This is a genomic window from Nocardioides soli (genome assembly GCF_014191495.1).
Classification (GTDB): Bacteria; Actinomycetota; Actinomycetes; order Propionibacteriales; family Nocardioidaceae; genus Nocardioides; species Nocardioides soli.
In genome coordinates this window covers 1,499,875-1,526,003 of record NZ_JACHWR010000001.1, presented here as the reverse complement: position 1 = coordinate 1,526,003, position 26,129 = coordinate 1,499,875, and the positions used below count along the sequence as shown (strand labels likewise).

The window sequence follows — 26,129 nt, the reverse complement described above, 5'->3', positions numbered from 1 at the left end:
ATGGGTGACACAGTGAGCGAGACCCGACAGGCTCCACGACGCCCGGGCTTCCTGGCCCGGCTGGTGCGGCAGAAGGTGCCGTTCGTCGCGCTGCTCTTCGTCCTGATGATGGTGCTGGTGGCGATCTTCGCCCCGCTCATCAGCCCCTACGACCCCAACGCCCAGGACCTGGCCAACGCGTTCCAGGGTCCGAACGGCGAGCACTGGCTCGGCACCGACCAGGTCGGCAGGGACAACCTCAGCCGGGTGATCGCCGGCACCCGCCTGTCGATGGTCGCGATGCTGCAGGCGATCTCGATCTCGATCGTGATCGGCGTCCCGCTCGGCATGTCGGCCGGCTACATCGGCGGTCGGTGGGAGCGGTTCATCAGCCGCGCCAACGACGTCGCCTTCGCGCTGCCGGCCATCCTCGTGGTCTTCGGCATCGTCGCGGTGACCGGTGTCAGCCTCTCCCACGCGATGATCGGCCTGGGCCTGGTCTTCAGCACCCGCTACATCGCGTTGGGCCGGGCGATGGTCAAGGCCGCTCGGCACGAGCCGTACGTCGAGGCGGCGCAGGTGCTCGGCGTCCGATCCTGGGGGGTCATCGCCCGGCACATCACGCCGAACATCCTGCGCCCGCTGGTCGTGCAGACCACCGTCCTGCTGGGCGCGATCATCCTCATCGAGGCCGAGCTCAGCTACCTGGGCCTGGCCGCCAGCGCTTCGGACCCCAGCTGGGGCCGGATGCTCCACGACTCCCAGGCGTACTTCGCCCGGCAGCCGTTCCTGCCCTTCCCGGCCGGCCTGGCGATCACCCTGCTGGTGATCGCGGTCAACCTTGCCGGTGACGGCGTCGCCGACGCCATCATCAAGCGGCCCGACTCGGGCGCCGTCACCACCGGCAAGCGCCGCAAGCGGCCGCCGGTCCTGGTGTCCGAGCGGGCCGACCGTCCGGTCGCCGACGGCCCCGCCCCGGTGCTCGAGGTCGAGGACCTGGTGGTCGCCTTCCCGGCCGCCGACGGCGGCGAGACCGTGGTCGTCGACGGCGTGGACCTGCGGGTGGCGCCGGGCGAGACGCTCGGCCTGGCCGGCGAGTCCGGATCGGGCAAGAGCCTGACCGCCTGGGCCGTGATGGGCCTGGTGCCCGAGCCGGGACGGATCGTGCGCGGCTCGGTCAAGGTGGCCGGCCAGCAGCTGATCGGTCGGTCCGACCGCGAGCTCAGCGACATCCGCGGCCGCGACGTCGGCATGGTCTTCCAGGACCCGGCGACCGCCCTGGACCCGGCGATGACGGTCGGCCGCCAGGTGATGGAGCCGCTGCGTCGCCACCTCGGCATGACCCGCGCCCAGGCCAAGGCGCGCGCCCAGGACCTGCTCGGTCTGGTCGGCGTACCCGACCCGGCCGGCCGCATGGGCGACTACCCCCACCAGTTCTCGGGCGGCATGGCCCAGCGCGTCGTGATCGCGCGGGCGCTGGCCTGCAACCCCAAGCTGCTGCTCGCCGACGAGCCCACCACCGCGCTCGACGTCACGGTGCAGGCCCAGGTCCTCGACCTGCTGATCGACCTGCAGGACGAGTTCGGCATGGGCATCGTCCTGGTGACCCACGACCTCGGCGTGGTCGCGGACATGTGCGACACGGTCTCGGTGATGTACGCCGGCCAGATCGTCGAGCGGGGCGACTGCGCCGACGTGCTGAAGCACCCGGAGCACCCCTACACCGCGGCGCTGCTGGCCTCCAGCCCGGTCAACGACGCGCCGACGGGACAGCGGCTGGCGACGATCCCCGGCCGGGTGCCCCCGCCGTGGGAGTGGTCGTCGGCCTGCCGGTTCCAGGAGCGCTGCTCCCACGCCGTGGACCGGTGCGGCACCGGGGGCATCGCCCTGGTCGGCGACTCCCGTGCGGTGCGCTGCGTGCGCACCGGCGAGCTGGACCTGGCCGAGAAGGTGAGGACGCCGTGACCGCGTTGCTGGACCTGCAGGACCTCTCGGTGCGCTACGCCGCGCGGCGCTCGCTGCTCGGTGGCGGCGCACCGCGGCCGGCGGTCGACGGGGTGAGCCTGCGCATCGAGCCCGGACGGACCTTCGGCCTGGTCGGCGAGTCCGGCTCCGGCAAGTCGACGATCGGGCGGGCGATCCTGCGGCTGGTCGACACCAGCGAGGGCGCGATCGTCTTCGACGGCCAGGACATCGCCGACTTCGGCCGGCGCAGCCCGCTGTCGTACCGACGCGCCGTGCAGGTGGTCTTCCAGAACCCGACCACCGCGCTCAACGCGAGCTGGAGCATCGAGGACATCCTGCTCGAGCCGATCCGGATGCACCGCAAGCTGCCGAGCTCCGCGGAGGAGTCCCGGCTGGTCGACCAGCTGCTCGACCAGGTCGGCATGTCGGGCTACCACCGCAAGCGCTACCCCTGGGAGCTCTCCGGCGGTCAGTGCCAGCGCATCGCGATCGCTCGCGCGCTCGCCTCGCAGCCGCGGCTGATCGTCTGCGACGAGCCGGTCAGCGCCCTGGACGTGTCCACCCAGAGTCAGGTGATCAACCTGCTGGAGGACCTTCAGGAGGAGCTCGGGGTCGCCTACCTCTTCATCGCCCACGATCTCGCCGTGGTCCGGCACATCAGCGACGAGGTCGGCGTCATGTACTCCGGCCGGCTCCTGGAGACCGGTCCGGCCGAGGAGGTCTACACCGCACCCGCCCACCCGTACACACGGATGCTGCTGGCCGCGATCCCCATCCCGGACCCCGACGCTCAGCGGGAGCGCCGCCGGCTGCGCCGGGAGCTGCGGACCGCCCAGAAGACGGTCCAGAACGCGGCCCAGCAGGACGTGCGGCCGGACGCGCAGGAGCCGGCCGCGCCCGCGGCCGACCCGCGTGCCGAGGCCGGCTGCCCCTTCCAGAGCCGGTGCCCGCTGGTGATGCCGGTCTGCCGGACGGTGATGCCGCCGATGCGTCCGACCGCGGGCGGTGGCCACGTCGCCTGCCACGCCCACGAGCCGATGACGAACGGAGTCCCTCTCGATGACCGCTGACCTGATCCTGACCGGCGGCACGATCCGAACCTTGGATCCGGCCTCGTCGGTGGCCCAGGCGGTGGCGGTGCGGGACGGTCGGATCGCGGCGGTGGGCTCGGCGGCGGACGTCGCCGGCCTGCGCGGTCCGGCGACGCAGGTCGTCGAGCTCGACGGCCGTACCGTGATCCCCGGCGTCCACGACGGGCATCTGCATCTGGCGATGTGGGCGGCCAACCGGCCGGAGTACTCGATCGACCTGAGCCTCGCGACCTCGGTCGGGGAGGCGGTCGACGCCGTCGCCCGGCGGGTCGCCGAGCGGCCGGTCGGCAGCTGGGTCAAGGGCCACGGCTGGTACGAGGCCCGGATGAGCGACCTCGGTGGCCGCTGGCCCACCCGCCAGGAGCTGGACGCGGTCAGCCCGGAGCATCCGGTCGTCCTGGTGCACTTCTCCGAGCACGCCGTCTGGGCCAACAGCCTGGCCCTCGCCGCGGCCGGCATCACTGCCGCCACGCCGGATCCCGAGGGCGGCACGATCCTGCGCGACGCCGACGGTGAGCCCACCGGCTACCTGATCGAGTCGGCCGGCGACCTGATGATGACCGCGCTGCCGCAGCCCAGCCCGGCGGAGGCCGACGCGGCGGTCGACGCCGCGATGCGGCAGCTGCTCGACCTCGGCGTCACCAGCGTGACCGACCCGATGGTCGGGCCGGAGCTGCTCCGGCAGTACGTTCGGATGCACAACGCCGGCGGGCTCCCGATGCGGGTCGCCGTGCTGCTGCACTGGGCCGGGCTCGGACTGCCCAACAACGCCGGCGAGATCGAGCGCGCCCTGGGCTTCAGCGGGATGGCGACCGGCCTCGGGGACGACGTGCTCCGGATCGCCGGCGCCAAGCTGTTCGCCGACGGCATCCCGCCGCTGCGCACATCCTGGACCTCGCGGCCGTACGGCGAGGGCTGCCACGGCTCGCTGCTCACCGACGGCGAGACCGACGAGGCGCGCCTGACCGAGCTCGGCGGGATGATCGAGCACCTGCACCGGGCCCGGCTCCAGGTGCAGGTCCACGCGACCGGCGACCGGGCCTGCGACGCCGCGGTCGACGCGTTCGTCGCCGCACACCAGACCGACCCGTGGGCCGACGCGCGGCACGCGCTGATCCACGCCAACCTGCTCAGCCCACAGACGGCCCGACGGATGGCCGAGCACGGCTACTGCGCCAACACCAACGCGCTGATCAAGTGGAGCGTCGCCGACGCGCTGGTCGCGACGTACGGCGACGAGCGCGCCGGCTACAGCTCGCCGATGCGCAGTCTCATCGACGCCGGGCTGCACGTGGCCGACACCTCGGACGCACCCGTCTCGGACCCGGACTGGCGCCAGGGCGTGGAGTGCCTGGTGCTGCGCGAGTCGCGGGCGAGCGGCACGGTCAGCGGTCCCGACGAGCGGGTCAGCCGCGAGGAGGCGCTGCGCGCCTGGACCGTCGAGGCGGCGTACCAGGAGCACACCGACCACCTCAAGGGCACCGTCGAGCCGGGCAAGCTGGCCGACCTGGTGGTCCTGGAGGAGGACCCGCTCACCATCGACGAGCACCAGCTGCACGCCCTGACGGTCGCCGCGACCTACGTCGGCGGCGTCCACCGAGGAGGACCCGGACTGTGACGGCAACGATGGACCCCGCCCGCCTGGAGCAGGTGCTCGCCGAGGAGGAGGAGCGCTACCGGCGCCGAACGCCGCGCTCGGCCGAGCTGGCCGTCGAGGGTCGCCGCTCGCTGGCCGGGGGAGTCCCGCTCCACTGGATGGGCAACTGGCCCACGCCGTACCCGCTCTTCATGGGCGGCGCCGCCGGCGCGCAGGTCACCGACGTCGACGGTCACGAGTACGTCGACCTCTGCCTGGGCGACACCGGCGCGATGTTCGGTCACGCCCACCCGGCGGTGCGCGAGGCGATGATCCGGCACGCCAGGCGCGGCGCCACCGCGATGCTGCCCACCGCCGACGGCAACGCCGTCGGGCGGCTGCTCCAGGAGCGCTTCGGCCTGCCGCTGTGGCAGCTCGCGACGTCCGCGACCGACGCCAACCGGTTCGCGATCCGGATGTGCCGCCTGGCCACCGGGCGCGACAAGGTGCTGGTGTTCGCCGGCAAGTACCACGGCTCGGTCGACGAGACCCACGTCGTCGACGTGAACGGCCGGCTCGAGCCGCAGCCGGGGGTCTCGCGCAACGCGGTCGACTTCGACCGGGTCTCGGCCGTGGTCGAGTTCAACGACGTCGATGCCCTGGAGAAGGCACTCGCCGGCGGCGACGTCGCCTGCGTGCTGGCCGAGCCCGCGATGACCAACATCGGCATCGTGCCCGCCGTCGACGGCTACCACGACGCGCTGCGCGAGCTCACCCGTGCGGCCGGCACCAAGCTGATCATCGACGAGACGCACACGATCTCCACCGGACCGGGCGGCTACACCCGCGCCCACGACCTCGACCCGGACGTCTTCGTGCTCGGGAAGGCGATCGCCGGCGGCATCCCGGCCGCGGTCTACGGGATGACCGAGGAGATGGCCGGGACGCTGACCGACTACACGCGCAAGGAGAACCACGGCAGCAGCCACGGTGGTTTCGGCGGCACCCTGGTCGGCAACGCCCTCACGCTGCACGTGATGCGGACCGTGCTGGAGGAGGTGATGACCCCCGCGGCGTACGACCACATGATCGGGCTCGCCTCGCGGTGCGAGGCCGGGGTGCAGGAGGTCATCGCGCGGCACGACCTCGGCTGGCACGTGACCCGGCTCGGCGCGCGGTGCGAGTACCTCTTCGCGCCGTCGGTCCCGCGCAACGGCGGCGAGGCCAAGGCGGCCCGCAACCCGCTGCTGAACGCCACACTGCACCTCTTCCTGCTCAACCGCGGCGTCCTGCTCACGCCGTTCCACTCGATGGTGCTGATGTGCCCCGCCACGACGGCGGCGGACGTCGACCGGCACACCGCGGCCCTCGACGAGTTCGTCGGCACGGTCCTGGCCTGATGGTCTCGCCTGTCGCGATGGTCACCGGGGCCAGCAGCGGGCTCGGCCTGGCGACCGCGGTGGGGCTCGCCGGCACCGGGCGGCGCGTGGTCGCGACGGTGCGTGAGGGCTCGCGTACGACGGAGCTGGCTGCCGCGAGTGCGGCGTCGGGTGGGCTGATCTCGATGGCCCGGCTCGACGTACGCGATCGGGCTGCGGCCGCCGCGCTGGTCGGGTCGCTGACCGCCGACGGGCTCGCGATCGACGTGCTGGTCAACAACGCCGGCGTCGGCTCCTTCGGCGCCGTGGAGACCAGCACCGACGCCGAGCTCGAGCTGGTGATGGACACCAACTTCCTGGCGGCGGTGGCGATGACCCGGCTGGTGCTGCCGGGCATGCGCGCCCGCCGCGGCGGCACCGTCGTCAACATCGGGTCGGTCGACGGCTGGCTGCCGGGCCGACCGCTGCGCTGGGCGTACGCCGCCAGCAAGCACGCGCTCGGCACGTTCTCCGAGGCCCTCGCGCTGGAGGTCGCGTCGTTCGGGATCCGGGTCCGCCAGCTCGACCCCGGCTTCCACGCCACCCGCATCCGCGACAACCGGATCGCGCGAGCAACCTCGCCCGGCCAGGTCGGGGCCGAGGTCGAGGCGGCGTACGCCGACCTCGGCGCGGCCGTCGACCGGGCGATGCGCGCCGGCGGGGGAGCCGCCGCCGATCCGGCCGACGTGGCCCGCGCGGTGGTCGCCGCGATCGAGGACCGCGACGTGCACCCGATCCGCCGGCTGGTGGGCGCCGACGCCCTCGCCGCGACCGCCGCGGCGCGGGGCCGCAGCGAGCAGGAGCAGGCCGCCGACTGGTGGCGCGACGCGGGGCTCGCCCCGCCCGGCGAAGGGACGGATCTGTGACCGAGCAGGAGTTCGCGGGCCGGGTCGCGCTGGTGACCGGCGCCGCGTCGGGGATCGGCCGGGCGAGCGCGCTCGCCCTGGCCGCCGAGGGCGCCTCGGTGATGGTCGCCGACCTCAACGCGGCCGGCGCGGCCGAGACGGTGGCGCTGATCGAGGCCGCCGGCGGCCTCGCCGACTCCGTCGAGGCCGACGTCACCGACGAGCGGGCCGTGGCCGCGATGGTGGCGGCCACCGTCGACCGGTTCGGCGGGCTCGACATCGCGCACAACAATGCCGGCGCGTCCGGGCGGTCCACTCGGATCACCGAGACCGACCTGGACAACTGGAACCTGATCATCGGCGCGAACCTGACCAGCGTCTTCCTCTGCCTGCGCGAGGAGCTGCGGATCATGTCCGCCCAGGGCAGCGGCGTGATCGTCAACACCGCCTCGGTCTCCTCCCGGACCGGCCAGGCCACCCTCGCGGCGTACGGCGCGGCGAAGCACGGCGTCTCCGGCCTGACCAAGGCCGCCGCGATGGAGCACGCCGGGCAGGGCATCCGGATCAACGCCGTCGCCCCCGGCTTCACCCGCACGCCGATGATCGAGCAGGAGATGGCGAAGAACCCGGTGTGGGCGACGTCGGCGCTCGACGCGATCCCGCTCGGCCGCGGCGCCCGCCCCCAGGAGATCGCCGACGTCGTCGTCTGGCTCTGCTCGCGCCGGTCGTCCTTCGTCGTCGGCCAGACCATCTACAGCGACGGCGGCGTGACGGTCGGCCGGAAGGTGCGCGCGCCGCAGTAGGCGCCGGTCCACCCGTCGCCGGTGCGGTGCGGCGGTGGGTGAGCAACCGAAGTCGTCGAGGATGCGGTTGCCTGCTCACCGCCGGGGCGTGGGTTGACGGTGGGGCGGTGGGTGAGCAACCGAAGTCGCTGAGGAATGGGTTGCCTGCTCACCGCCGGGGCGTGGGTTGACGGTGGGGCGGTGGGTGAGCAACCGAAGTCGCTGAGGATGCGGTTGCCTGCTCACCGCCGGGGCGTGGGTTGACGGTGGGGCGGTGGGTGAGCAACCGAAGTCGCTGAGGAATGGGTTGCCTGCTCACCGCCGGGGCGTGGGTTGACGGTGGGGCGGTGGGTCAGCAACCGAAGTCGTCGAGGATTCGGTTGCCTGCTCACCGCCGGGGCGTGGGTTGACCGTGGGGCGGTGGGTCAGCAACCGAAGTCGCTGAGGATTCGGTTGCCTGCTCACCGCCGGGGCGTGGGTTGACCGTGGGGCGGTGGGTCAGCAACCGAAGTCGTCGAGGATTCGGTTGCCAGCTCACCGCCGCCCAGCGGCCCGGCCCCGCCAGGCCCAACCGCAGGCCGCCCGGCTCAGCCCAGGTGGCCGCTGAAGCCGGAGACCTTGTTGGCGAAGGCCACCAGGCGGGAGCGCTTGTTGGTGCGGTCCTCGGCCTGGTCGCCGACGGCGCGGATCGCCCAGATGCCGAGGGCGCCGACGGCGCGCAGCGGCTCGGGCTCCCAGCCCCGCGGCGGCTCGCCGACCCAGGGCAGCCGGGTCAGGTCGGTGTCCTCCCCGAGGATCAGGTCGGTCAGCGTCCGGCCGGCCAGGTTGGAGGCGGCCACGCCCTCGCCGACATACCCGCCGGCCCACGCGGTGCCGGCGGCGCGGTCGACGTTGACGCACGGTGCCCACCTGCGGGTGACCCCGAAGACCCCGGCCCACGAGCGGTCCACGCGCGCACCCGCCAGCGACGGGAAGAGCTTGACCAGCTGCTGGCGGAAGTACTCCTCGACCACCGGGAGGGCGTTCCCGTCGGGGGAGGGCTTGGAGCCGTAGCGGTACGGCAGCCGGTTGTCGGCGCCGCCGATGGTGATCCGGCGGTCCTCGGTGTGCTGCAGGTGCAGGAAGGGGTGCAGCGCCAGCAGCGTCTCGTGGCGCTCCCAGCCCAGCTCGGCCCACGTCGCGTCGTCGAGCGGCTCGGTGACGATCATCGAGGTGCGCACCGGGATCAGCCGGCGGCGATGGCTGCTCATGCTCTCGGTGTAGGCCTCGGTCGCGCGCACGACCCATTTCGCCCGCACCGTGCCGTACGGCGTGTGTGCGGCGGCCGCCTGGCCTCCGGAGCGCGGGGTGATCGAGGTGACCGGGGTGCCCTCGTAGATCCGGGCTCCGGCAGCCTCGACCCGGTCGGCGAGGCGGCGGACCAGCCGGCCGGGGTTGATGGTCGCCGAGTGCGGGCTGAACCGGGCGCCCAGCTGGTTGGCCACCCCGATCCGCTCGGCGGCGGCGCCGGCCTCGAGCCAGACGCAGTCCTCCTCGGTGAAGCCGTGGGCGCGGTCCTCCTCGACCGAACCCCTGAGCCGCTTCGCCTCGAGCTGGTTGCGCGCCGAGATCACCACGCCGCCCTTGACGAAGGCGCCGAGGTCCTCGGCCGCCATGGTCTTGCCGACCTCGTCGACGGTCGCCTGGACCGCGCGCTCCATCCGGACGCCGGCGCCGGGGCCGCCGATCGAGTCCCAGTACTCCCGCGACCCGTTGAGCTGGGCGATCACCGCGCCGCCGTTGCGGCCCGAGGCGCCGTACCCGGCGAACTCGGCGTCCAGCACCACGATGTCGAGCCCGGGGTCCTTGCGGAGCAGCGAGTACGCCGTCCACAGGCCGGTGTAGCCGGCGCCGACGATGCAGACGTCCGCCTCGCGGTCGCCGTCCAGGCGCGGGCGCCGCCGCAGCACCGACGGGTCGATCTTCTCCTCCTGTGCCAGCCAGTGAGAGACCACGCCGGCGGACGCGCCGGATCGGGTGGTCAGGTCAGCGGTGGGCTCGGGCATCGGGGCACCTCGTCTGATCGAAAGAAGGGAGGAAAGGTTAGAGGGAGCGGGTCCAGTCGGCGAGCAGCCGGACGGTGAAGTCGAGCTGCTCGGGCTGGCCGTAGAGATAGTGCCCGCCGCCGACCACGGGGGTCAGCAGCTTGCGGTCGTGCGGGACGGCGTCGTACAGCGACCGGGCGTGGCCGGGGTAGCAGCCGGGGTCGGCCGTCCCGTACACGACGTGCACGGGAACGTCGACCTCGCGCAGCCGCGTGGGACCGTGACCGTTGGACAGGTCGTAGCTCCACTGGCTCTGCCACGAACGCAGCGTGGTGAAGTGCGCCAGCGTCGCCGGAGTCAGGTTGGCCCGGTACGGCGGGCCCCACTGGGTCGTCGCCTTCCGGTCCGACGGGTCCAGCGACAGGTCCAGATTGCGCGGGTCGGCCATGGTGCCGTGCACCACGAAGGGCAGGTCGTCGACCCGGCCGTCGGAGAGCTCGGGCAGCTCGGCCAGCCGCGCCTGGGTCCAGGCGGTGATCCGGCGGTTGCGCTCGAGCTGCGCGGCCCGGTAGCGCTCCAGGAACTCCTCGGAGTACGGCGGGCCGTGGTTCGGGTCGAACAGGTCGAGCTCGGGGTCCCGCCGGAACGGGTCGGCCTCGTCGACGATCGCCGGGTCGATCTTCTCGGTCAGCACGCTGCTGCGGCCGGGGTGGGCCATCAGCATCACCAGCGCGTCGGCGGGCGGCAGCACGGCCTGGGTCAGGTCGGGCGCCCCACCGGCGGGTGGTGAGGTGATCGTGGCCTTGCGGGCCTGGTCCTGATAGAGCGCGACCAGGCCGCCACCGCCGGAGTTGCCGGCGAGCACGATCTGCTCGTAGCCCTCCTCGCGCAGGTGGTGGAGCACCGAGCCGATGTCGACCACGCAGTTCTCCAGCTGGAGCGCCGACTCGTTGCCGAGGTAGCGGGTGGTCATCCCGACCGCGTCGATGCCCAGGTGGGCCAGCGGGTCGAGCGCGTAGTGCGCCATGAAGTTCGACGACGGGTGCACGAAGACCATCACCGCACGCGAGCGGGCGCTCTCGTCACGATGGCGGGTGCACCACAGCACCCCGGCCTTGCGGGCGATGCCGGACTGGATGTCCGAGGTCGCGCCGGTCTGCATGGGAACCGCGAGCAGCTCCCGGATGACGGCCAACTCAGCTCCCCTCGGCCTCGGGGCGCCGGCTCCACGTGGTGATGTACTTCGGGTCCTCCACGTCGAGGGCCGGGTTGGCCAGGCGCAGCGGCCGGAAGGTGTCGAGCATGATCGCCAGCTCCTCGGTGCGCTGGCCGATCCGGGAGAGCGCCTTCTCGACGCTGCCCGGCTGCGGGCCGTGGATGTGGCCGGCCGGGTGCAGCGAGATCGAGCCGCGCTCCACGCCGGAGCCGGACCGGCTGAAGAAGTTGCCCTCGGCGTAGAAGAGGAACTCGTCGCTGTCCACGTTGGAGTGGTACGACGGGATCGGCACCGCCCGCGGGTCGTAGTCGAGCATCCGCGGCACGAAGTTGCAGAAGACCAGGTTGTGCGCCTCGAAGACCTGGTGCACCGGCGGCGGCCGGTGGAAGCTGCCGGTGATCGGGGAGAAGTCCGCGACGTTGAGCACGTAGGGGTAGTTGCAGCCGAACCAGCCGACGACGTCGAAGGGGTGGTTCTGCATCGTGTAGCAGGTGATCCCGTCGCGGTTGCGCACCAGCACGTCGACGTCGCTCTCCGCGGGCGCGACCAGCGGCTCGGTGGGCCGGCGCAGGTCGAGCTCGAAGTACGGCGACTCCTGGTGGTGCTGCCCGTACCGCGACAGGTAGCGCTTCGGCGGGTGGATGTGGCTGTAGGTCTCGAAGACCAGCGCGCGCAGCGGCCCCTCACTGGTCGGCAGCCAGCGGTGCGTGGTGCCGGTGGGCATGACCAGGTAGTCGCCCGGGCCGACCTCGAGGACGCCGAAGACGGTCTCCACGGTGGCGGTGCCTTCGTGCACGAAGACCAGCTCGTCGCCGACCGCGTTGCGGTAGAGCGGGGAGTCGGAGTCGGCGATGACGAACGAGACCAGCACGTCGTCGTTGCCGACCAGCGGCTGCCGGCCGGTGACGGCGTCGCCACCGACCTTGAGCTGGGAGGTGTTGAACAGCCGGGGCAGCAGCGGCTGGTTCGCGGTCAGCGTGATCGGCTCGCGTTCGACGGCGCGGACCGCGGAGATGCCCGTGGGAGGGAGCCGGTGGAACAGCAGCGACATGTCGGAGGAGAAGCCCTCCTCGCCCATCACCTCGGTGCAGTAGAGGGAGCCGTCCTCCTGCCGGAACTGGGAGAACCTCTTGGCGGGGACGTCCCCGACCCGGTTGAAGTAAGGCATCTGGCTTCCGTCCTGTGTCTCTCGGTGGCATGTTCGATAATCGAACGTAAGGCGAACGCGTGGATTTACGATAGGTGCGGCGCCGGGTGCGGTCAAGGTCTCCCGGGCCGGTTCGGGCGCACGCCCGCGCTCGATTCCGAGGGCGTCCCGCCGGACCCGAACGACGAGGCAGGAATGAGAGGTTGCTGGAGTGGAGCTGACCTTCCGTGAGTACTTCCCCTACGTGCACCACGACGCCGTGGTGCCCGAGCTGGTCGACGGCAGGGACCCGGTACGCCACCGGGTCGTCGTCGCGGGCGGGGGCCCGACCGGCCTCGCCACCGCTCTCGGCCTGGCCCGGTACGGCGTGCCGAGCGTGGTCCTCGAGGTGGACGACACCGTGTGCAGCGGCAGCCGGGCCGGCGCGATCACCCGGCGCACGCTCGACATCTTCGCCCAGCTCGGCATCATCGAGCCGGCGCTGCGCACCGGCTTCACCTGGTCGGAGGGGCGGACCTTCTACCGCGACCAGGAGGTCTACAGCTTCTCGATGCCGCACGACGACGACCAGCGGTTCCCGCCGGGCATGAGCCTGCAGCAGAACTACGTCGAGCAGTACCTCATCGACGAGGTGGAGCGGCACGCCGACCTGATCGAGGTCCGCTGGCAGTCCGAGGTCGAGGGCGTCCGCCAGACCGAGGGTGGCGTCGAGCTGGACGTGCGCACGCCGACGGAGCGGTACACCCTCGCCGCGGACTGGGTCGTCGCCTGTGACGGCGGCCGCAGCGAGATCCGGCGCCGGCTCGGGCTGCAGCTCGGCGGCACGGCGTACGAAGGCAAGTTCGTCATCATCGACATCCGGATCGACACCGAGGGCTTCCCGATCGGCCGGCGCTGCTGGTTCGACCCGCCCTCGAACCCGGGCTCGACGCTGCTGATGTACACCAAGCCCGACGACATGGTGCGGTTCGACTACCAACTGCTGCCCGGCGAGGACGTCGAGGAGGCGATGCGGCCCGAGTCCGTGCTGCCGCGGGTCGAGCAGCACCTGAAGATGATGGGCGTCGACCGGCCGTGGGAGCCGGTCTGGATGAGCCTCTACCAGGCCAACGCGCTCACCCTCGACGACTACGTGCACGGCCGGGTGCTTTTCGCCGGGGACGCCGCACACCTGGTGCCGATCTTCGGCGTGCGGGGGATGAACTCCAGCCTCGACGATGCCCACAACCTGGCCTGGAAGCTGGCGCTGGTCGCGCAGGGGCGGGCGCCGCGGGAGCTGCTGGACAGCTACTCGGCCGAGCGGGTCTTCGCGGCCCGCGAGAACCTGCGGCTCGCCTCCAAGGGCGCGGAGTTCATGGCGCCGCCCTCCCGGCCGGCGACCGTGCTGCGCGACGCGGTGCTCTCGCTCTCGGAGCGGCACCCGTGGATCGCCACGCTGCTCGACCCGCGTCAGCACTCCTCGATCCCGCTCGTCGCCTCGCCGCTCAACGTGCCCGACGCGGACGGCTGGTCCGCCGGGCCGCGGCCGGGGCACATCCTGACGGAGTTCCCGGTGACGATCCGCGACGCGGACGGCGAGCGGGCCGGCCACCTCACCGAGCTGATCGGTGCCCACGCCACCGTGCTGCTGGCGACCGAGGACGGCGCGGTGCCGGAGCCGGTCGCGGCCGCGGTCGCGGCGATCGCCGAGCGGATGCCGATCCGGGTCCGGACCCTCACGCCGGCCGAGGACCACACCGGTCGGCTGCTGCCGGCGTACGACCTGGTCGGTCCCGGGCCGGCGGCGTACCTCGTGCGGCCCGACGGCCACGTCCAGGGGCGCTGGAAGGGCCTGGACGCCGCCGACCTGGCCGCCGCGATCACGCGCGCGGCCGACCTGATCACGACGGGAGGACGCGCATGAACACCACCACCGAGACCTCGCGGGGCCTGAGCAGCGCCGAGCTCGACGAGCTCTACTCGCTGTTGAGCGCGGGGCTGACGGCCGCCGGGGACGAGCAGACCTCGATGGTCCTGGCCCGGTTGGCGCTGCTGCTGATGCACGAGGTCGGCGACAAGGAGCGGGTGCACGCCGCCATCCAGGACGCCCTCGCTCCCTGGTGAGTGCCGGTGGTCAACCCGAGGTGAGCGCTGCCGACACGGACTCGGCGGTCTCCTTCAGCACCGGGACGAGCGCGCGGACCTGGTCCGCGCGCTCGACCGGTGCCAGCAGCGCGATGCTGGCCAGCGCGTAGCCGTCGGCGTCCAGGAGCGGCACGGCGACGCCGTAGATGCCGGGGTGGAGCTCGTTGTGGCTCTCCGCGAAGCCCTGGCGGTGGAGGTCGTCGAGCCCCCGGCGGACCCGGGCCAGCTCGTCGACGTCGACGATCGAGTCCAGCACCCGCTCCAGCTGCCGCGGCTCCAGGTAGCCGAGGATCGCCCGCCCGCTCGCGCCGACGGTCAGCGGGTGCCGTTCGCCGATCGGGTAGCCGACCCGCACCGGGTGCTTCTCGGCGACGACCTGGTCGATGGCGACCGCCTGGTCACCGTCGGCGACGGTGAGCAGCACCGTCTCGCCGTGGACCTCGGCCAGCTCGCGGACCACCGAGCGGGCCTGCGAGAACGCCGCGGGCCAGGCGCGCTGGGCCGCCTTGAGGAAGAACGGCCCGGCGCTGTAGTCGCTGCCGTGCTTGCGCACGAAGCCGCGCGCCTGCAGCGTGGTGAGCAGCCGGTGCGTGACGGTGCGGTTCAGGCCGAGGGTGCTGGCGACCTGCTGGGCGGTGACCGGCCCGTCGTCGATGACGGCGCCGAGCACCTGCAGGGCCTGGTCGGCCGTCTTCGAGATCTCCGCCACGGCGGCGTCCCCCTTGCTCTTCCGACCTAGCGCTCGGCCGAGCGCATCCGGATGCCCGACAGCGGGACGGTGACCTCGCCGGAGGGGTCGGTGAAGAAGTCGTTGCCCTTGTCGTCGACGACGATGAACGCCGGGAAGTCCTCGACCTCGATCTTCCAGACCGCCTCCATGCCGAGCTCGGGGTACTCGATGACCTCCTGGCTCTTGATGCAGTCCTGCGCCAGCCGCGCGGCCGGGCCGCCGATCGAGCCGAGGTAGAAGCCGCCGTGGCTGCCGCAGGCCTCGGTGACGACCTTGGAGCGGTTGCCCTTCGCGAGCATCACCATCGATCCGCCCGCGGCCTGGAACTGCTCGACGTAGGAGTCCATCCGGCCCGCGGTCGTCGGGCCGAACGACCCCGACGCCATGCCCTCGGGGGTCTTGGCCGGGCCGGCGTAGTAGACCGGGTGGTTCTTCAGGTAGTCGGGCATCTCCTCGCCGGCGTCGAGCCGCTCCTTGATCTTGGCGTGCGCGATGTCGCGCGCGACGACGAGCGGCCCGGTCAGCGAGAGCCGGGTCTTGACCGGGTACTGCGAGAGCTGGGCGAGGATCTCCGGCATCGGCCGGTTGAGGTCGACCGCGACGACCTCGCCTCCGGAGATGTCCTCGGCCACCCCGGCGTCGGGCATGTACTGCGCCGGGTCGGTCTCCAGCTGCTCGAGGAAGACGCCGTCCGGCGTGATCTTGCCGAGCGCCTGCCGGTCGGCCGAGCACGACACCGCGATCGCGACCGGGCAGGAGGCGCCGTGGCGGGGGAGTCGCACCACGCGCACGTCGTGGCAGAAGTACTTGCCACCGAACTGCGCACCGATGCCGAAGGACTGGGTGAGCTCGAAGACCTGCTGCTCCAGCTCGAGGTCGCGGAAACCGTGGGCGCTCATCGAGCCCTCGGTCGGCAGGTGGTCGAGGTAGTGCGCCGAGGCGTACTTCGCGGTCTTGAGTGCGAACTCCGCGGATGTGCCGCCGATGACGACCGCGAGGTGGTACGGCGGGCAGGCGGCCGTGCCGAGGGAGCGGATCTTCTCGTCGAGGAACTCCAGCATCCGCTTCGGGTTGAGGATCGCCTTGGTCTCCTGGAAGAGGAACGACTTGTTCGCCGAGCCGCCGCCCTTGGCCATGAAGAGGAACTTGTACTCCGGCGTGCCCGAGCTCTGCGGCGTCGAGTAGATCTCGATCTGCGCCGGCAGGTTGGTGCCGGTGTTCTTCTCGTCGTACGTCGTGAGCGGCGCGAGCTGGCTGTAGCGCAGGTTGAGCTTGGTGTAGGCGTCGTACACCCCGCGCGAGATCGCCTCGCCGTCGTCGCTGCCGGTGAGCACGCCCTCGGACTTCTTGCCCATCACGATCGCGGTGCCGGTGTCCTGGCACATCGGCAGCACGCCGCCCGCGGAGATGTTGACGTTCTTGAGCAGGTCGAGCGCGACGAAGCGGTCGTTGCCCGACGCCTCGGGGTCGTCGATGATCTTCCGCAGCTGCGCGAGGTGCGCGGGCCGCAGGTAGTGGCTGATGTCGTGCATCGCCTCGGCGGTCAGCCGCTGGATCGCCTCCGGCGACACCCGCAGGAAGGTCTGTCCGTCGGCCTCGAAGGTCGTGACGCCCTCGGTCGTGACCAGCCGGTAGGGCGTGTCGTCCTGGCCGGTCGGGAGCAGGTCGGAGTACAGGAACTCTGCGTGATTCTGGGGAGTCGTCGCCACGAGCGTCGAGCGTAGCCCGCGGTTCGGCTCCACGGCCCACCAGGGCGGGCCGGGCGGCCGTCTAGTGTCGCGCGTCGGAAGTTGTTGAACGCTTGGCGTGCTCAGGGTGCGTGCGCTGCAAGGCGCCGGAGCGACGCCATACCCGCTCGTCTAGCGAGCTTCGGCAACGCCGCAGAGTGCGTGCCATGGGTGCGCGAAGCGCACAAGAACTTTCGACACGCGGCACTAGGCTGCCTCCATGGGAGAGATGGAGCCGCGTCCCGACCCCGCGCTGATGCGGATCTCCGACGCGGACCGACATCAGGTCGCCGAGATCCTCCGTCAGGCCGCCGGCGAGGGGCGCCTGGACATCGACGAGCTCGACGAGCGGCTCGAGGCGACCTACGCCGCCCGCACGTACGCCGATCTGGTGCCGATCACCCACGACCTGCCCGAGCAGGCACCGGCGCAGCGCTCCGGCGCGGTGCCGGCACAGCCGGCGGCCGCCGTCCCGGCCCGGCGCCACGACACCTCGATCGCGATCCTGGGCGGGGTCGACCGCAAGGGCGTGTGGGAGGTCGGCCCGACCCACAACGCGCTCGCGCTGATGGCCGGGATCGACATCGACCTGCGGGAGGCGGTCTTCACCGGCGCCGAGACCGTGATCACCGCGAACGCCTTCTGGGCCGGCATCGACATCATCGTCAACGCGCACACGGTCGTCGTCGTCGAGGGCATCGGGGTGATGGGCGCGTTCGACCAGGTCGACAAGGTGGAGCCGGAGATCACCCCGGACTCGCCGGTCGTCCGGGTCCGCGGGGTCGCACTGATGGCCGCGGTCACCGTGGTTCGCAAGGGTCCCCGCCGCCCGCGCCGGTCCCGGAGCCGGCACGCCCCGCACTGACCGGCGGCGCGGTCAGCCCGCCGCGCTCGGCTGCTCGGCCGCCTCCGCCATCGCGAGCGTGGGGATCCGCCCGGCGCGCTCGTGGTCGACGGTGAGGTTCTCGCCCGTCGCCGGGTCGAAGAGGTGGATCTGGGAGCCGTCGACCCAGATCTCGGCCTCCTCGCCCTCCTCGATCCGGCTGGCGCCGTCGAGCGAGATCACCAGCTGGGTGTGCAGGGACTCGCCGTCCAGATCGCGCTCGAGCTGGCGCAGCTGCTCCTCCACCTCCGGCGGCGCCTCGAACGGGATGTAGGCGTAGGTCTCGTTGCCCAGCCACTCCACGACGTCGACCTGGGCGCGGAACGTCGAGCCCGAGGCGCGGTCGGTCTTCACCGACGCGTCCTCGAAGTGCTCCGGCCGGATGCCGGCCATCAGCAGCCCCTTGCCGGCGGCCTTCTGGGCCTTCTCCGGCGGCAGCTGCACGGTGCCGAAGGGCAGCTTCACCGAGTTGCCCTCCACGGTCGCCGGCAGGAAGTTCATCGGGGGCGAGCCGATGAAGCCGGCGACGAAGAGGTTGCCGGGCTGCTCGTAGAGCTCGCGGGGCGTCGCGAGCTGCTGGAGCACGCCGCGCTTGAGCACGGCGACGCGATGCCCGAGCGTCATCGCCTCGGTCTGGTCGTGGGTGACGTAGACGGTGGTGATGCCGAGCCGCTTCTGCAGCCGCGCGATCTCGGTGCGCATCTGCCCGCGCAGCTTCGCGTCCAGGTTCGAGAGCGGCTCGTCGAAGAGGAAGGCGTCGGCCTCGCGGACGATCGCGCGGCCCATCGCCACCCGCTGCCGTTGGCCGCCGGAGAGGTTGCCGGGCTTGCGCTCGAGGTGCTCCTCGAGCTCCAGCGTCTTCGCGGCCGCCCGCACCTTCTCGTCGACCTCGGCGTCCGGCGCCTTGGCCAGCCGCAGGGGGAAGGCGATGTTCTCGTAGACCGACAAGTGCGGATAGAGCGCGTAGTTCTGGAACACCATGGCGAGGTTGCGGTCCCGCGGCGCCAGGTCGTTGACCAACCGGTCGCCGATCACCATGTCGCCGGAGGTGATGTCCTCGAGCCCGACGATCATCCGCAGCAGCGTGGACTTCCCGCAGCCGGACGGGCCGACCAGGATCATGAACTCGCCGTCCTGGACGTCGATGCTCACGTCGTTCACGGCGGGGAACCCGTCGCCGTACCTCTTGACGATGTTCACCATGTCGATGGAAGCCACGGGGTCACCCCTTCACCGCGCCGGACGTCAGCCCGGCGACGATCTTTCGCTGGAACAGCAGGACGATGATGATGATCGGGACCGTGACCACGACGGAGGCGGTGGCCAGCAGCCCGTACGGCGGGTTGAACGGATCGGGTCCGACGAAGAAGGACAGCTGCGCCGGCACCGTGCGTGACGACGTCGTCGACGTCAGCGAGATCGCGAGCACGAACTCGTTCCAGGCGAAGAAGAAGGTCAGGATCGCCGCGGTGAAGACCCCCGGCGCGGCCAGCGGCACGATCACCTTGCGGAAGGCCTGCCACGAGGTGGCGCCGTCGACCTGGGCCGCCTGCTCCATCTCCCACGGGATCTCGCGGAAGAACGCCGAGAGCGTCCAGATCGCCAGCGGCAGGGTGAACGACATGTAGGGGATGATCAGCCCGGGCCAGGTGTTGAACAGCCCGAGCGTGCGCCAGAGGTCGAAGAGCGGACCGACCAGCGCGACCACCGGGAACATCGCGATCGCCAGCGCGAGGGAGAGCACCAGCCGCTTGCCCTTGAAGTCGAGGCGGGCGATGGCGTACGCCGCCAGGGTCGCGAAGATCACCGACAGCACCGTGGCGATGGCCGCGATCCCGAAGGAGTTGCGCAGGGCGTCGAGGAAGTCCTTGTGGGTGCTCTCCTGGCCCGGCGTGACGGTGCCGAAGCCGAGGATGTCGCGGTAGTTCTGGAGCGTCCAGTCCTTGGGCAGGAACTGGGGGCTGCCGGCCGCGGTCTCGCCGGGGCCCTTGAAGGACAGCGACAGGATCCACACCACCGGGAGCAGGCACCAGACCAGGATGACGATGAAGCCGATCCAGGTGCCGACCTTGGTACGGGTCGCCCCTGCCGTCGCGGCCATCACGCCTCACCCCTCGCCTGCGCCAGGTCGACCCGGAACGTCTTGACGATCAGCCACGCCAGCAGCAGCACGGTGAGGAACAGCAGGACCGAGAGTGCGGAGCCGAGGCCCAGCTGGAACTGCTGGATGACCTGGCGATAGGTCAGGAACGACGAGGACTCGGTGTCCTGCGCGCCGCGGGTCATCACGTAGATGTTGTCGAAGATGCGGAAGGCGTCGAGCGCCCGGAACAGCACGGCGACCATGATCGCCGCCCGCATGTTGGGGATGATCACCTTCCACAGCCGCTGCCACCACGTGGCGCCGTCGACCTTCGCGGCCTCGATCATGTCCTCCGAGACCTGCGACAGGCCGGCGAGCAGGAGCAGCGCCATGAAGGGCGTGGTCTTCCAGATCTCCGACACCATGATCGCGAACATCGCCGGCCAGTGGCTGCCGAACCAGTTGGTGTCCGCGGTGATCCACGGCAGCCACTCGAACCAGCTGTTCACCCACCCGTTGTTCAGGCTGAACGCGAACTGCCAGGCGTACGCCGAGACCACCGTGATGATGCCGTACGGGATCAGGATCGAGGTCCGGATCGCCCCGCGGGCGAAGACGATCCGGTGCATCACCATCGCGAACGCGAACCCGATGACGAGCTCGACGGCCACGGTCACCACCATGATGATGACGGTGTTGAGGGTGTCCTGCCAGAAGAGCGAGTCGGTCAGGACGGTCCCGTAGTTGGACAGTCCCACGAACTCCTTGTCGTCCGGTGTGGTCAGCCGATAGCGGAACAGCGACAGGTAGAGCGCCTGGATCATCGGCCACGCCGTGACGACCAGCATCACGATGACCGCGGGCAGCACGAGCCGCTGACCGAGACGGTTCTCGGCTCTCGAGCGGTCGGTCATCTTCGCCCGCTTCTTGCCCGCCGGGGCCGCCGCCGTGGCGATCGTGGTGCTCACAGCAGGCTCCTTCCGTGGAGGACGTTGTCGATGAACGTCTGCGACTTCGCGGGCGTCGAGGAGTTGACGCTCGACGGTGGGTGCCACGTCGACTGGAGGCCGCCGGAGATGTCGCTCCAGTACGGCGTCACGGTGCGGGGTGCCGCGGCGTCCAGGCTCTCCTGGAAGAGTGCCAGCAGGTCGGCGGGGTAGGTCTTCTCCAGCGCGTTGTCGTTGGCCTCGTAGCCCGCCTTGCTCGCCGGCATGTTGCCGGTGATCTCGGCGTTGACCTCCTGGTTGTCGGGGCTGGTGAGGCACTCGATGGCCTTCATCGCGTCGTCGACGTGGTCGGAGTAGGCGCTCACGCCGAGCCCGATGCCGCCGTACGGCGGGCGCGACGCCTCGCCCTGGACCGTCTGCGGGTAGCGGGTGTAGCCGATGTCCTTGTTGAAGCCCTTGTTGGTCGCTTCGTAGCTGTTGTAGATGTAGGTCCAGTTGACCATGAACGCGCCCTGCGGCCCGCCGAAGGTGCTGCCGGCCTGGCCCTCCTGGGCGACCGACAGGTCCGCGGGCGCGGCGGGGGAGTGTGCCAGCTTCTCGATGACCCCCGCGGCCTGCTCGCCGGCCGGGGAGTCGATCTCGAGCTTCATGTCGAGGCCCTTGTCGGTGTCGGTCGCGATCTCGCCGCCGGCGCCGGAGATCAGGGCGTTGATCCAGACGACGTAGCCCTCGTACTTGTTCGCCTGGACGGCGACCTTGCCGCCGTTCTTCGCCGCGACGTCGATGATCTGGTCCCACGTCACCGGCTGGCTCATGTCGATGCCGGCCTTCTCGACGAACGACTTGCGGTACCAGAGCACCTGGGTGTTCGACCAGAACGGCGCGACCACCATCTGGCCGTCCCAGGTGGCCGCGTCGGTGGCGCCCTGGAACGACTGGTCCTTCAGCTTGGTCTGCAGGTCCTGCGGCAGCGGCGCCAGGAACCCGGCGTTCGAGAACTCCGCGGAGAACGGCGGGTCGATGCTCATGATGTCGATGCCCGAGTCGTGGGCGGCCAGCCGGCGGGCCAGCTGGATCCGCTGCTCGTTGGCGTCCTGGGGCAGCACCTGGGTGCTGATCGTGTAGCTGTCGGTGCTGCAGTTCGCGGCGACCTTCGCCTGCCCCCCGGAGTCCGGGTTGATGTACCAGGTCAGCTCGGTCTTCCCGCTCGCGCTGGCCGAGCACGCGGCGAGGAACCCCGCCGCGGTCGTCAGGGCCGCGACGGCGGCGAGCGCGCGGCGTACCCGAGTCATACGGCTCTCCCCTCCGGAGTGTCCTAGTTCACATCTAGCCCTCCGGGGCGCGGTTGTAAACCCACCCGGCCCTCCGGCCCCCAGAACCGGTTACTGTGAGCCCGCTCACCTTTACTACGGATCGTCCGGCACGTACCTGCCGGTGAAGGAGTTGTTCCAGCATGGCCACTGTGCGTTTCGAGGAGGCGCAGCGCTGGTATCCCGGCGCTGACCGGCCCGCGGTGCCGGGCATCAGTCTCGAGATCGGCGACGGGGAGTTCATGGTCCTCGTCGGCCCCTCCGGTTGCGGCAAGTCGACGACCCTGCGGATGCTCGCCGGGCTCGAGGAGGTCAACCAGGGGAAGATCTTCATCGGTGACCGCGAGATCACCCACACCCCGCCGAAGGACCGGGACATCGCGATGGTGTTCCAGAACTACGCGCTCTACCCCCACATGTCCGTCGCCGACAACATGGCGTTCGCGCTCAAGATGGCGAAGGTGCCCAACGAGGAGCGCGCCCGGCGGGTCGAGGAGGCCGCGAAGATCCTCGGCCTGACCGAGTACCTCGACCGCAAGCCCAAGGCGCTCTCCGGCGGCCAGCGGCAGCGGGTCGCGATGGGCCGGGCGATCGTGCGCCAGCCGCAGGTCTTCTGCATGGACGAGCCGCTGTCGAACCTCGACGCCAAGATGCGCGTGCAGACCCGCACCGACATCGCCAAGCTCCAGTCCGACCTCGGCGTCACCACCGTCTACGTCACTCACGACCAGGTCGAGGCGATGACGATGGGCGACCGGGTCGCGGTGATGAAGGACGGCTACCTCCAGCAGGTCGACACCCCGCTGGCGCTCTACGACAAGCCCGTCAACCTCTTCGTGGCCGGCTTCATCGGCTCCCCGCAGATGAACCTGATCGAGGCCAAGGCCGACAACGGCCAGGCGAAGATCGGCGACTACCTCGTGCCGGTCGACCCGGCAGCCGCGCAGAAGATGCAGGGCAACATCACCGTCGGCGTCCGCCCCGAGGCGTGGCGCGTGGTCGGCAACAGCGAGGCCGGCATGCCGGTCCAGGTCACCGTGGTCGAGGACCTCGGCGCCGACGCGTTCGTCTACGGCACCAGCGGCGTCGAGGGCACCCCGCACAACATCATCATCCGGGTCAGCGGGCGCAGTCACCCGCAGAAGGGCGAGACGATGTACGTCACGACCGACCCCCAGAACGTGCACGTCTTCGACACCGAGTCCGGCGAGCGGCTCTCGGACTGACGGCGAGGAGGGCTGACGCCCCGGTGGTTGAGGAGGTTGCGCCAGCAACCGTCTCGAAACCCCGGAACTGATGCAGGGCGGTGACCGTGGTGTGGTCACCGCCCTGTGCACATTCCGGTGGTTTCGAGGCTCAGGCGCCAGGGCGCCTTCGCACCTCAACCACCGTCACGGTGGTTGAGGTGCGAGGAGCGCTAGCGACGAGCCTCGAAACCACCGGTCCGCTCGGCATTGCCGCGGATCGCGTTGACGAACGTCTCGTGGAGGGGCACGGGGAGGTCGTGGCCCATGCCGTCGATGAGCAGCAGCTCGGCGCCGGGGACGGCGGCGGCCGTGGCCCGGCCGCCCGACACGTGGACCATCCGGTCGGCGAGCCCGTGGACCACCAACGTGGGCAGGCGTACGCCGCGCAGCCGGCTGCTGCGGTTCGGCTGGGTGAGCACGGCGAGCATCTGGCGCACCACCCCGTCGGGGTGCACGCCGCGGTCGAAGGTCTCCTCGAAGCGCCGGCGCATCGCGTCCTCCGGCTCCGGGTAGGCCGGGGAGCCGGTCAGCCGGGCGAACGCCATTCCGCCCGCGACGTACGCCTCGCGGCCGGCCCGGCGCGGCGCGATCAGCCGCGGGAGCAGGGCCGGGTGCTGCCAGCCGACGCTGCGCTTGCCGGTGGTCGACATGACGCTGGTCAGCGAACGGACCCGGTCGGGCCGGGCGATCGCCATCGTCTGGGCGACCATGCCGCCCATCGACACGCCCACGACGTGGGCGCCGTCGAGCCCGAGGTGGTCGAGCAGCCCGAAGACGTCGTCGGACAGGTCCGCGAGGCCGTACGGTGGGCGCACCCTCCGCCCGGCGAACGCGCGCACCACCGAGGCTCGGGAGACCTGGGTCTCGAGCACGGTGGAGCGCCCGGAGTCGCGGTTGTCGAAGCGCACGACGTAGAAGCCGGCCCGGGCCAGGCCCGCGCACAGGTCGGGGTCCCACCAGGTCATCGGTCCGCCGAGGCCCATCACGAGCACCAGCGGGTCGCCGTCGGGGTCGCCGAAGGTCTGGTAGCACAGCTCGATGCCCCGCCCGACCGGAGCGAAGAGCTCCTCGGACACGACGACCTCGGCGGGAGACGACGGCATGGACCCAGTCAACCAGTTGAAGGTGAAACCGACATGCCGCCCCGGAATCTCACCCGGAGGGGTGGTCACCGGACGTAACGTGGCTCACATGCGTCCCACCGCGCTTGCGGACTTCCTCCTGCCCGAGGGCTTCACGGCCCCCGGGCCGGCGGCGGTGCTCCGCGAGGGCAGCGCGGTGCTCGAGATCGGCAGGTTCGCGCTGCGCGCGGCCGGCGACCGGCGGGCGCGGCGCGACACGCCGTACGCCGCGCGGGCCGGGGTGCGCCACGGCGATCCGGTGCTGCTCGTGCCCGGCTTCCTCGCCGGCGACGGCACGCTCGGGCTGATGGCCCGGGCCCTGCGGGCGCGCGGGTTCCGCACCTACCGCTCGCACATCCATGCCAACGTCGGCTGCACGCGGGCCGCCGCCGCGCAGCTCGAGGCGCGGCTGGAGGCGATCGCGATGCGGCGCGAGGCGCGGGTGCAGCTGGTCGGGCACAGCCTCGGCGGCATGCTGGCCCGCGGGATCGCGGCCCGCCGGCCCGACCTGGTCTCGGGCGTGGTCACGATGGGCAGCCCGATGCTCGCGCCCGGCGCCCACCACCGCTCGCTGGGCGCGAGCGTCGAGCTGCTGGTGCGGCTCAGCCGGGCCGGCGTACCCGGGCTGATGGCCGAGGACTGCGTCGCGGGGGCGTGTGCTCGGCAGAGCTTCGAGGAGAGCCGGCTCCCGCTGCCGAGCGGGACCGGCAACACCTCGATCTACTCCCGGCGCGACGGCATCGTCGACTGGCGCGCCTGCGTCGACCCGCTCGCCGAGGCGGTCGAGGTGAGCGCGTCCCACCTCGGCATGGCCTTCGACCCCCGCGTCATCGACCTGGTGGTCGACCGCCTCGGGCGTACCTCGCCCTGCTCAGCTGTCGAAGTCGATCGCGGCGAAAGCGCGTAGCTTCTGGAGCTGGTGCTCCGAGGTGATCGAGCGGATCGTGCCGCTGCGCGAGCGCATCACCAGCGAGTGGGTGGTCACCCCGCCGGCGCCGTAGCGCACCCCGCGCAGCAGCTCGCCGTCGGTGATGCCGGTCGCCACGAAGAAGCAGTCGTCGCCGGTGACCAGCAGGTCGGTGGTCAGCACGTGGTCGGGGTCGAGGTCGTGCCCGGCGTCGATCGCCTTCTGGCGCTCGTCGTCGTCCTGCGGCCACAGCCGGCCCTGGATGGTGCCGCCGAGGGCCTTCATCGCGCAGGCGGTGATGATGCCCTCCGGGGTGCCGCCGATGCCGAGCAGCAGGTCGATGCCGGTCTCGGCGCGGGCGGCCATGATCGCGCCGGCGACGTCGCCGTCGGTGATGAACTTGATCATCGCGCCGGTGGCCCGGATCTCGTCGACCAGGGCGGCGTGCCGGGGCCGGTCCAGCAGTACGACGGTCACGTCGCTCGGCGTCTTGCCCTTGGCCTTGGCGACCTGGTGGATGTTCTCCGCGACGGGCAGGCGGATGTCGACGACGTCGGCCGCCTCGGGGCCGGTGACCAGCTTCTCCATGTAGAAGACGGCGGAGGGGTCGTACATCGAGCCGCGCGGCGACACCGCGAGCACCGAGACCGCATTGGTCATGCCCTTCGCGGTCAGCGTGGTGCCGTCGATCGGGTCGACCGCGACGTCGCACTCGGGACCGGAGCCGTCGCCGACCCGCTCGCCGTTGTAGAGCATCGGGGCGTTGTCCTTCTCGCCCTCGCCGATCACGACGATGCCGTCCATGCCGATCGTCGAGATCATCACCCGCATCGCGTTGACCGCGACGCCGTCGGCGCCGTTCTTGTCCCCGCGCCCGACCCACCGGCCGGCGGCCATCGCCGCGGCCTCGGTCACCCGGACCAGCTCCAGAGCGAGGTTGCGATCGGGCGACTGCGGTGCGACGGAGAGGGCATCCGCCTGACGGGGGGAGGAGGGCTCGCTCATGG

22 protein-coding genes are annotated in these 26,129 nt (G+C 71.5%); 11 read left to right on the top strand and 11 right to left on the bottom strand.

Annotation, left to right across the window (positions count from 1 at the left end):
• From FHU40_RS07675 to FHU40_RS07650, 6 genes are read left to right on the top strand one after another with little or no spacing between them, the layout of a single operon-like run.
• Positions 1 to 1,944: a dipeptide/oligopeptide/nickel ABC transporter permease/ATP-binding protein gene (locus tag FHU40_RS07675; RefSeq protein WP_183591629.1), complete on the top strand. Its 1,944-nt coding sequence runs from the start codon at positions 1 to 3 to the stop codon at positions 1,942 to 1,944.
• Positions 1,941 to 3,014 carry an ABC transporter ATP-binding protein gene (locus tag FHU40_RS07670; protein ID WP_183591628.1) on the top strand — a complete coding sequence of 358 codons (1,074 nt, stop codon included), beginning with the start codon at positions 1,941 to 1,943 and terminating at the stop codon, positions 3,012 to 3,014. Before FHU40_RS07675 ends, FHU40_RS07670 begins: the two co-directional genes overlap by 4 nt.
• Entirely contained in the window at positions 3,004 to 4,653 is a 1,650-nt protein-coding gene (locus FHU40_RS07665) for an amidohydrolase (RefSeq protein ID WP_183591627.1), read from the top strand. Before FHU40_RS07670 ends, FHU40_RS07665 begins: the two co-directional genes overlap by 11 nt.
• The gene (locus tag FHU40_RS07660) at positions 4,650 to 6,011 is read left to right on the top strand and encodes a transaminase (RefSeq protein WP_343057775.1); all 1,362 of its coding nucleotides are present in this window, start codon (positions 4,650 to 4,652) and stop codon (positions 6,009 to 6,011) included. The genes FHU40_RS07665 and FHU40_RS07660 overlap by 4 nt, the downstream gene beginning before the upstream one ends.
• Positions 6,011 to 6,895 carry an SDR family NAD(P)-dependent oxidoreductase gene (locus tag FHU40_RS07655; protein ID WP_183591626.1) on the top strand — a complete coding sequence of 295 codons (885 nt, stop codon included), beginning with the start codon at positions 6,011 to 6,013 and terminating at the stop codon, positions 6,893 to 6,895. The genes FHU40_RS07660 and FHU40_RS07655 overlap by 1 nt, the downstream gene beginning before the upstream one ends.
• A complete protein-coding gene (locus FHU40_RS07650) occupies positions 6,892 to 7,677 on the top strand; it encodes an SDR family oxidoreductase (protein ID WP_183591625.1) in 786 nt (261 codons plus the stop codon). Before FHU40_RS07655 ends, FHU40_RS07650 begins: the two co-directional genes overlap by 4 nt.
• 566 nt (positions 7,678 to 8,243) lie before the next feature.
• Here the strand turns inward: FHU40_RS07650 and FHU40_RS07645 are convergent.
• Genes FHU40_RS07645 through FHU40_RS07635 form a run of 3 tightly spaced genes read right to left on the bottom strand, consistent with a single transcriptional unit; the run spans position 8,244 to position 12,064 of the window.
• Complete coding sequence (locus FHU40_RS07645) at positions 8,244 to 9,701, bottom strand: NAD(P)/FAD-dependent oxidoreductase (RefSeq protein WP_183591624.1); 1,458 nt, start codon at positions 9,699 to 9,701, stop codon at positions 8,244 to 8,246.
• 37 nt (positions 9,702 to 9,738) lie between these two features.
• Positions 9,739 to 10,875, bottom strand: a complete 1,137-nt coding sequence (locus tag FHU40_RS07640) for a lysophospholipase (protein WP_221199526.1) — start codon at positions 10,873 to 10,875, stop codon at positions 9,739 to 9,741.
• Between the two features lies 1 nt (position 10,876).
• Positions 10,877 to 12,064: a homogentisate 1,2-dioxygenase gene (locus FHU40_RS07635; protein WP_183591623.1), complete on the bottom strand. Its 1,188-nt coding sequence runs from the start codon at positions 12,062 to 12,064 to the stop codon at positions 10,877 to 10,879.
• A gap of 190 nt (positions 12,065 to 12,254) precedes the next feature.
• On the opposite strand from FHU40_RS07635, the gene FHU40_RS07630 reads away from it, so the two are divergent.
• Together FHU40_RS07630 and FHU40_RS07625 are read left to right on the top strand one after the other, a co-directional pair.
• Positions 12,255 to 13,946: an FAD-dependent monooxygenase gene (locus tag FHU40_RS07630; RefSeq protein ID WP_183591622.1), complete on the top strand. Its 1,692-nt coding sequence runs from the start codon at positions 12,255 to 12,257 to the stop codon at positions 13,944 to 13,946.
• Positions 13,943 to 14,146 (top strand): DUF2783 domain-containing protein, encoded by a 204-nt coding sequence (locus FHU40_RS07625; protein ID WP_183591621.1) that lies wholly within the window; start codon positions 13,943 to 13,945, stop codon positions 14,144 to 14,146. The genes FHU40_RS07630 and FHU40_RS07625 overlap by 4 nt, the downstream gene beginning before the upstream one ends.
• A 10-nt stretch (positions 14,147 to 14,156) precedes the next feature.
• Here FHU40_RS07625 and FHU40_RS07620 read toward each other — a convergent pair whose 3' ends face one another.
• The gene (locus tag FHU40_RS07620) at positions 14,157 to 14,876 is read right to left on the bottom strand and encodes an IclR family transcriptional regulator domain-containing protein (RefSeq protein ID WP_183591620.1); all 720 of its coding nucleotides are present in this window, start codon (positions 14,874 to 14,876) and stop codon (positions 14,157 to 14,159) included.
• 26 nt (positions 14,877 to 14,902) lie between these two features.
• A complete protein-coding gene (locus tag FHU40_RS07615; RefSeq protein WP_343057774.1) occupies positions 14,903 to 16,606 on the bottom strand; it encodes a fumarate hydratase in 1,704 nt (567 codons plus the stop codon).
• Positions 16,607 to 16,844: 238 nt separating this feature from the next.
• Here FHU40_RS07615 and FHU40_RS07610 point away from each other — a divergent pair, with 238 nt between their 5' ends.
• Positions 16,845 to 17,489 (top strand): DUF1707 SHOCT-like domain-containing protein, encoded by a 645-nt coding sequence (locus FHU40_RS07610; RefSeq protein ID WP_221199525.1) that lies wholly within the window; start codon positions 16,845 to 16,847, stop codon positions 17,487 to 17,489.
• A gap of 12 nt (positions 17,490 to 17,501) precedes the next feature.
• On the opposite strand, the gene FHU40_RS07605 is transcribed toward FHU40_RS07610, so the two are convergent.
• Genes FHU40_RS07605 through FHU40_RS07590 form a run of 4 tightly spaced genes read right to left on the bottom strand, consistent with a single transcriptional unit; the run spans position 17,502 to position 21,829 of the window.
• The gene (locus FHU40_RS07605) at positions 17,502 to 18,725 is read right to left on the bottom strand and encodes a sn-glycerol-3-phosphate ABC transporter ATP-binding protein UgpC (protein ID WP_183591619.1); all 1,224 of its coding nucleotides are present in this window, start codon (positions 18,723 to 18,725) and stop codon (positions 17,502 to 17,504) included.
• Positions 18,726 to 18,729: 4 nt separating this feature from the next.
• The gene (locus tag FHU40_RS07600; RefSeq protein WP_183591618.1) at positions 18,730 to 19,608 is read right to left on the bottom strand and encodes a carbohydrate ABC transporter permease; all 879 of its coding nucleotides are present in this window, start codon (positions 19,606 to 19,608) and stop codon (positions 18,730 to 18,732) included.
• Entirely contained in the window at positions 19,608 to 20,558 is a 951-nt protein-coding gene (locus FHU40_RS07595; RefSeq protein WP_215525108.1) for a carbohydrate ABC transporter permease, read from the bottom strand. Before FHU40_RS07595 ends, FHU40_RS07600 begins: the two co-directional genes overlap by 1 nt.
• Complete coding sequence (locus FHU40_RS07590) at positions 20,555 to 21,829, bottom strand: extracellular solute-binding protein (protein ID WP_183591617.1); 1,275 nt, start codon at positions 21,827 to 21,829, stop codon at positions 20,555 to 20,557. Before FHU40_RS07590 ends, FHU40_RS07595 begins: the two co-directional genes overlap by 4 nt.
• Before the next feature lie 161 nt (positions 21,830 to 21,990).
• Here FHU40_RS07590 and FHU40_RS07585 point away from each other — a divergent pair, with 161 nt between their 5' ends.
• On the top strand, positions 21,991 to 23,073 hold the full coding sequence (locus FHU40_RS07585) for an ABC transporter ATP-binding protein (RefSeq protein ID WP_183591616.1): 1,083 nt from the start codon (positions 21,991 to 21,993) through the stop codon (positions 23,071 to 23,073).
• 191 nt (positions 23,074 to 23,264) lie between these two features.
• Here the strand turns inward: FHU40_RS07585 and FHU40_RS07580 are convergent, their stop codons facing one another.
• Positions 23,265 to 24,197 carry an alpha/beta hydrolase family protein gene (locus tag FHU40_RS07580; RefSeq protein ID WP_183591615.1) on the bottom strand — a complete coding sequence of 311 codons (933 nt, stop codon included), beginning with the start codon at positions 24,195 to 24,197 and terminating at the stop codon, positions 23,265 to 23,267.
• A gap of 88 nt (positions 24,198 to 24,285) precedes the next feature.
• Between FHU40_RS07580 and FHU40_RS07575 the strand changes: the two genes are divergently transcribed.
• Entirely contained in the window at positions 24,286 to 25,122 is an 837-nt protein-coding gene (locus FHU40_RS07575) for an esterase/lipase family protein (RefSeq protein ID WP_183591614.1), read from the top strand.
• On the opposite strand, the gene glpX is transcribed toward FHU40_RS07575, so the two are convergent.
• The gene (gene glpX, locus FHU40_RS07570; protein ID WP_183591613.1) at positions 25,087 to 26,127 is read right to left on the bottom strand and encodes a class II fructose-bisphosphatase; all 1,041 of its coding nucleotides are present in this window, start codon (positions 26,125 to 26,127) and stop codon (positions 25,087 to 25,089) included. The two genes, FHU40_RS07575 and glpX, sit on opposite strands and share 36 nt — an antisense overlap.
• Between the last annotated feature and the right edge of the window lie 2 nt (positions 26,128 to 26,129).

What these genes read in the sequence shown, in the direction of transcription:
- FHU40_RS07675 (WP_183591629.1), top strand. Translation starts at nt 1, where the DNA reads ATGGGTGACACAGTGAGCGAGACCCGACAGGCTCCACGACGCCCGGGC.
- FHU40_RS07665 (WP_183591627.1), top strand. Translation starts at nt 3,004, where the DNA reads ATGACCGCTGACCTGATCCTGACCGGCGGCACGATCCGAACCTTGGAT.
- FHU40_RS07655 (WP_183591626.1), top strand. Translation starts at nt 6,011, where the DNA reads ATGGTCTCGCCTGTCGCGATGGTCACCGGGGCCAGCAGCGGGCTCGGC.
- FHU40_RS07645 (WP_183591624.1), bottom strand. Translation starts at nt 9,701, where the DNA reads ATGCCCGAGCCCACCGCTGACCTGACCACCCGATCCGGCGCGTCCGCC.
- FHU40_RS07635 (WP_183591623.1), bottom strand. Translation starts at nt 12,064, where the DNA reads ATGCCTTACTTCAACCGGGTCGGGGACGTCCCCGCCAAGAGGTTCTCC.
- FHU40_RS07625 (WP_183591621.1), top strand. Translation starts at nt 13,943, where the DNA reads ATGAACACCACCACCGAGACCTCGCGGGGCCTGAGCAGCGCCGAGCTC.
- FHU40_RS07610 (WP_221199525.1), top strand. Translation starts at nt 16,845, where the DNA reads ATGGGAGAGATGGAGCCGCGTCCCGACCCCGCGCTGATGCGGATCTCC.
- FHU40_RS07600 (WP_183591618.1), bottom strand. Translation starts at nt 19,608, where the DNA reads ATGGCCGCGACGGCAGGGGCGACCCGTACCAAGGTCGGCACCTGGATC.
- FHU40_RS07590 (WP_183591617.1), bottom strand. Translation starts at nt 21,829, where the DNA reads ATGACTCGGGTACGCCGCGCGCTCGCCGCCGTCGCGGCCCTGACGACC.
- FHU40_RS07585 (WP_183591616.1), top strand. Translation starts at nt 21,991, where the DNA reads ATGGCCACTGTGCGTTTCGAGGAGGCGCAGCGCTGGTATCCCGGCGCT.
- FHU40_RS07580 (WP_183591615.1), bottom strand. Translation starts at nt 24,197, where the DNA reads ATGCCGTCGTCTCCCGCCGAGGTCGTCGTGTCCGAGGAGCTCTTCGCT.
- FHU40_RS07575 (WP_183591614.1), top strand. Translation starts at nt 24,286, where the DNA reads ATGCGTCCCACCGCGCTTGCGGACTTCCTCCTGCCCGAGGGCTTCACG.
- glpX (WP_183591613.1), bottom strand. Translation starts at nt 26,127, where the DNA reads ATGAGCGAGCCCTCCTCCCCCCGTCAGGCGGATGCCCTCTCCGTCGCA.